Consider the following 3,784-nt stretch of genomic DNA (forward strand, 5'->3'; position numbering starts at 1 on the left):
GCGCCGACGTGGTCCGCGAGGCCGTCGACGCCCTGCACGCCTGGCGCGGCATCCCCGACCCCGCCACCCCGCCGCCCGCCCTGGCCGCCTTCCTCGCCGCCCTGCTCCCGTACGCCGACCTCTACCGCTCCCTGCTCACCCCGGGCGGCGGCGGCCCCCTCGGCCAGGTCCTCCACCGCGAACTCCGCGAACGCAGCCGCACCGAACGCACCCTCGCCGGCGCCCCGCAACCCGAACTGGTCGCCTCCATGGTGGCCGGCGCCTTCACCGCCCTCCTCGCCGACTGGCTCCACGGCTCCGTCGAAGCCACCCCCGACGACCTCGCCGCCCGCACCTGGCGCCTCCTGATCTCCATGCACCGCACCCCGGGGCTGTGATCCCGGCGGCAACCGGAGCGACAGGGCCGACTACATTTCGGGTACGACCGCAACCGGGCCCCGCGCCATGGACGGAGCGAGGGCCGCCCCACCCCATCCGGGAGACTCGTTGAATCGCGCGACGGCCACGCTCGCCACGGCAACCATCGCCGGCGGCCTGCTTCTCACCTCCTGCGGGCCCACCGACGAGGCCGTGACCACCCGTCAATCAGCCTTCGCGCCGACGGCGATGCCATCGGTGAGCGGTGCCGAGGCCGGGGTCGGGGCCTCGGAGTTCATCCGGTTCGTGCATGAACGCGGGACGTCGGAGCAGCGCGCGGCGGTCGGCCACGTCACCGGGGTCGCCAGGTCCGCGCCCCAGGGGGACCACCGCAACAGCTACATCGCCACTGACCTCCCGCACGCCGACGACGCGACAACGCGTGCCATCGTCAACGCCTACCTGGCGTGGGCCGGTCCGGCGGACGACGCCGTCATGCTCGTCCTCTACACCGCGGCCGGAGCGGTCATGGGCGCCGTGGAACCCGGATCGTGGCGGAGCCCCTCGTAAGCACCGCCGGGCCAGGGGCGGAGAGGTCTTCGGGTGCCCCGAGCGGGCGCCCGGCCTACCCTGCCAGTCCGATCTTTCCGCTGCGCCCGGAAGCCCACATCGTGTGCTCACGGGATATCGCGGCTTCCGCCTGATCGACGAAGGTTCCCCAAGCCTCCGCGTCGGCACCGGAGTCCGTGACGGAGAGGATGTGCCGGATCTCCCTCGCGGTGAGGCTGTAGGCGGAGGCCTCGGTTTCGAGGCGCTGGGCCTGCGCCCACGCGGTGACCCCCGCGACCCCGGCGCTCACCACCCCGAGGAGGTCGATGGCGAGTACGTTGTACGCCTTCAGTACGCCCGCCACGATGCCGATCATCTCTCCGAGCAGTGCCAGCCGCCGCCAGATTCGGGACTGCCGGTCCCGCAACTTGGCCATCCGCGCGTACCACTCCACCTGTTCGGCGAGGCGGTAGGTCCGGTAGGTCTCGATCCGGGTGCTCCTGTCGGCGGCCCGGCAACGTTCCATCGCCTCGTTGATGTCGAGCCCGAACGATACGTCCACGACGTCCAGGTCGAGGCTGATCTCACGCAGCCGGGCGATGAACAGGCGCCGCGCCTCGTCGGCCGACATGGATTCGGGGAACGGATCGCCGCAGACCGCGTACCGCCAGGCAAGCGTCTTGCACGACTCGGCGGCGGCCCGGCACTCGTACCAGCGGCGTTCGTCACGTTGCTCGACGATGTAGAGCCGAAGCAGGATCGACGAGATGAAGGCGAGCGCGGCGACGAAGCCCGCCCAGTCGATCCCGCTGCCGTCGGTGCGGAGGCTGACCACGCCGGCAGCCGCCGCGAGGAAGAGGAGGAGGAGATTCAGGCGCAACTGCCCGAAATAGCGCCGCTTGGACCGAATGGACTCCGCGTCGGCGTCCAGGAAGAAGGGCGGTAGTTGGTGCCAGGTGAACGCTTCGTGCGGAGGAGTGGCCATGGTGCTCCTCGGATGGGATAGGCGGTCGGTCCGCCACCATAGCGGCGTCGGCTGCTTCCGGCAGGAGAAGCCGGTGGATCGCGGCACGAACAGGGGTCATAGGCTGGCTGCCGGTGGAGGAACTTCGTGGGGAGATTGCCGATATGACGGATGATCGGGCGACCGGGTCGGCCGAGGCGCGGGCAGAGCTCGGCGTCATAGGCGGCTCGGGGCTGTACGCGCTGCTCGACGAGGTCGTCGAGGTGGCCGTCGACACGCCGTACGGGCCGCCCAGCGACTCGGTGTTCCTCGGTGAGGTGGGTGGCCGGCGGGTGGCGTTCCTGCCCCGGCACGGGCGGGCGCACGCGATTCCGCCGCACCGGATCAACTACCGGGCCAACCTGTGGGCGCTGCACTCGCTCGGGGTGCGGCAGGTGCTGGGCCCGTGCGCGGTGGGCGGGTTGCGGCCGGAGTACGGGCCGGGCACGCTCGTCGTCCCGGACCAGTTCGTCGACCGCACCGCCGCCCGGGCGCAGACCTTCTACGACGGCGAGCCGCTGCCCGACGGCTCCCTGCCGGGCGTGGTGCACGCGCCGATGGCGGACCCGTACTGCCCGGCGGGCCGCGCCGCCGTGCTGGCCGCGTCCCGGGGCGCCGGCTGGGAGCCGGTGGACGGCGGCACCCTGGTGGTGATCGAGGGTCCGCGCTTCTCCAGCCGCGCCGAGTCCCAGTGGTTCACCGCCAACGGCTGGTCCACGGTCGGCATGACCGGCCACCCGGAGGCCGTGCTCGCCCGCGAACTCGCCCTCTGCTACACCTCGCTGAACCTGGTCACCGACCTGGACGCGGGCGTCGGGAGCGGCGAGGGTGTCACCCACGCCGAGGTGCTGGAGGTCTTCGGCCGCAACGTCGACCGCCTCCGCACCGTCCTGTTCGCCGCCCTGGCCGCCCTCCCCGAGGACCGGTCCTGCGCCTGCCCCCGTGTTCTCGACGGTTTCACGCCCAACCTCCCCGGCCTGTAGGGGGACTGACCCGGTGCGTGTCCCACCCGGCGGGTCCCGTCAGGTGCCCGAGGGCGTCGCCGCCCAGCCCTGGAGGGTCGGCAGTACCGCCTCCGCGATCCGGCGCAGGGCCGTGTCGTCCTCGGTCGTGGCGTCCCGCCGCCAGTACGACAGGTCGAACGAACCGCCGCTCCCGTCGGCACCCTTGGCCACGACGAGGTGGCGGCTGTAGCCGCCGGGCCCCGGGGTGCCGGTCGCCCCGGCCTCGCCGATGGTGCGCATCCGGTAGGCGGTGACGGGGTGCCCCAGCACCGGCGTCTGGGCGCGCGGCAGGTCGGAGAAGATCAGGAAGTCCTTGGGCGCCAGGTCCGGGTGATCGGTCACGCTCACCTGGACGCTTCCGATCTGCACCTGCGCGGTGGCGACGGGCGGCTCCTTCCCGTCGCCGTCCAGCCGCAGGACCAGGTGGGACCCCGCGAGGGACACGTGCCCGCCGGGGACGCCGGCGAGGTCCGGCAGGTCGGGGCGGTTCAGTGCGGCGCACAGCGCGGGGTACCCGGGTGCGTCATCGGACTGCGGCGGTGCGCACCTCGCGTTTCCGTTTCCGTCCGTGTCCGCGTCCATGGCGCGTCGCTCGTCGAGCACAGCCACCACGGCACCGGCCACCAGCAGCACCAGTAGCAGCACCACGCCGGTCGACGCCCGGCGGCCACCGCTCCGGACGACCTGCGCCCGCGGGCGCGGGGATATTTCGTCGGGCACGTCGGCTTCGTCGGGCACGTCGGGCGGCTCGGGTCTGCTGCGCACATCATGATCATTCACGCGCGGACTGTACCGTGCCGCCCCGGCACCATGTCTCCTCGCGGACCTTGGGGAACGCACGACGCCGCTGGTCACCGGGCCGCCCCTGTGG

The 3,784-nt window shown here is 72.6% G+C and carries 5 protein-coding genes; 3 read left to right on the forward strand and 2 right to left on the reverse strand.

What is annotated here, in order from left to right; translation table 11 throughout:
* Both VR45_RS32140 and VR45_RS32145 read left to right on the forward strand, forming a co-directional pair.
* Positions 1-377 (forward strand): hypothetical protein (locus VR45_RS32140; protein ID WP_045943408.1); only part of this gene is annotated, 377 nt, incomplete at its 5' end.
* Positions 378-486: 109 nt separating this feature from the next.
* A complete protein-coding gene (locus tag VR45_RS32145; protein ID WP_045943409.1) occupies positions 487-927 on the forward strand; it encodes a hypothetical protein in 441 nt (146 codons plus the stop codon).
* A gap of 55 nt (positions 928-982) precedes the next feature.
* On the opposite strand, the gene VR45_RS42875 is transcribed toward VR45_RS32145, so the two are convergent.
* A complete protein-coding gene (locus tag VR45_RS42875; protein ID WP_052709534.1) occupies positions 983-1,891 on the reverse strand; it encodes a DUF4231 domain-containing protein in 909 nt (302 codons plus the stop codon).
* Between the two features lie 143 nt (positions 1,892-2,034).
* Here VR45_RS42875 and VR45_RS32155 point away from each other — a divergent pair, with 143 nt between their 5' ends.
* Complete coding sequence (locus VR45_RS32155; RefSeq protein WP_045943410.1) at positions 2,035-2,892, forward strand: S-methyl-5'-thioadenosine phosphorylase; 858 nt, start codon at positions 2,035-2,037, stop codon at positions 2,890-2,892.
* Between the two features lie 39 nt (positions 2,893-2,931).
* Here VR45_RS32155 and VR45_RS32160 read toward each other — a convergent pair whose 3' ends face one another.
* Positions 2,932-3,693 carry a DUF6215 domain-containing protein gene (locus VR45_RS32160; protein ID WP_159394427.1) on the reverse strand — a complete coding sequence of 254 codons (762 nt, stop codon included), beginning with the start codon at positions 3,691-3,693 and terminating at the stop codon, positions 2,932-2,934.
* Positions 3,694-3,784: the final 91 nt, after the last annotated feature.

This window comes from Streptomyces sp. NRRL S-495 (genome assembly GCF_000966955.1).
GTDB classification, from domain to species: domain Bacteria; phylum Actinomycetota; class Actinomycetes; order Streptomycetales; family Streptomycetaceae; genus Kitasatospora; species Kitasatospora purpeofusca.